The sequence below is a fragment of the Moorena sp. SIO3H5 genome, from assembly GCF_010692395.1.
Lineage (GTDB): Bacteria > Cyanobacteriota > Cyanobacteriia > Cyanobacteriales > Coleofasciculaceae > Moorena.
The window spans coordinates 1-1,266 of sequence record NZ_JAAHHS010000775.1 but is presented as its reverse complement, the minus strand read 5'-3'; the positions used below and the strand labels follow the sequence as shown (position 1 = coordinate 1,266).

Below are 1,266 nucleotides of genomic sequence, written 5' to 3'. Positions count from 1 at the left end.
GTTCCCCCCATGAGCGACTGCATCAAGACAATGTGCTCAATCCCTAGTCGTTGGCACAGCAATTTCAGTTGCTGGAGCGTTGGTCTAGCCTCAGTGCTACCAGAGACCCAGCGCTGCTAAGTCGCACGAGGAATACCATAGTAGACTGTGTTTGCGCCTTTTACTTTTCTTTGTCATAGTATGCGGGATCAGCATGGTTTGAATGCCAGACTTAACAGGATTATAGTAAGGCATGAAAATGAGATACAACAACAGACATTGAAATGCGATTCGGGCAAAGCCGGAAGCTGCGCTCCGGAAGCTCCGCTTCCGCTAAAAGCGATTAGCCCGAAGGGCGTTGGCTAGCGATGAAGCTCCGCTTCCGCTAAAAGCGAACGCATAAGCCTGTCAATCTATTACCGCTAAGGTTTCAGGATTTATTCACGTCTCCTTTTCTCCATGTATATATACACCATTTTGATCAAGCCACTTATCAATTAATTCATTGACAACATCGCTCATGTCCCTGTCTTGCATAACACAAGCTGCTTTAAAGTTCTTTTTTTTATCTTTGGATAGATAAACCCGTATTGATTCTTCAGCCACTGTCCTACTACCAGTAAACAACTTTACTCCATTCTGGCATCAATGATTTTTTTTACAAAATTTATAAATTTATTTTTCCAGCCATGAGCTAGGCTCGGGAAAGCCAACGCGCCGAGCCGTCAGAGTTCATGGGCTGGGTACTACTCCATTGTTCAACGGAAATAGCTCCATTATGGCTTATCCACAAAACCTGCAACCTTGGGCAGTTAACCATATAGTTCCCCCAACCCAATGGGTAATCATCGGTCGCTACTGCACTCGCTCCCACCCAGAGGGACACCTCCAGTTATGGCGTCAGGGAGTCCCTGATACCCAATTTGAACTCGTATTTGATTTGCCCGATAGGAAAAACTATAGGGATTTTCCTCTTGATCAACTCACTCATTAATATGGGTCGCTTGTGAATTGTGAATTGTGAATTGTTATTTTCAATTTTAAATTCACAAAAGAATAACTCTAAAATCCCTACCTGTAACAGTGACAAATCTATTTCGGCTACTCAACCCTGCTAAGAAATTCGGGATTACGGTTTACATGATCGCGGTTATTACTGAAAATGGTTCTTCAGTACCTACTATGCGCTCATTTTAAGTAAAAAAAATCATAAAGCTTACTATACAAGCGTGATTTGCGAGGTCTTGGGGGTTTCCCCCGGAGACCAAACCTTAGACAGTTGAGCCT

General features: G+C 43.4%; 2 protein-coding genes. One reads left to right on the top strand and one right to left on the bottom strand.

The features are described from left to right. Window positions 1-420 precede the first annotated feature (420 nt). Entirely contained in the window at window positions 421-585 is a 165-nt protein-coding gene (locus F6K52_RS36430; RefSeq protein ID WP_198954017.1) for a plasmid partition protein ParG, read from the bottom strand. Window positions 586-757: 172 nt separating this feature from the next. Between F6K52_RS36430 and F6K52_RS36425 the strand changes: the two genes are divergently transcribed. After that, on the top strand, window positions 758-973 hold the full coding sequence (locus F6K52_RS36425) for a hypothetical protein (RefSeq protein ID WP_293090121.1): 216 nt from the start codon (window positions 758-760) through the stop codon (window positions 971-973). Window positions 974-1,266 lie beyond the last annotated feature (293 nt).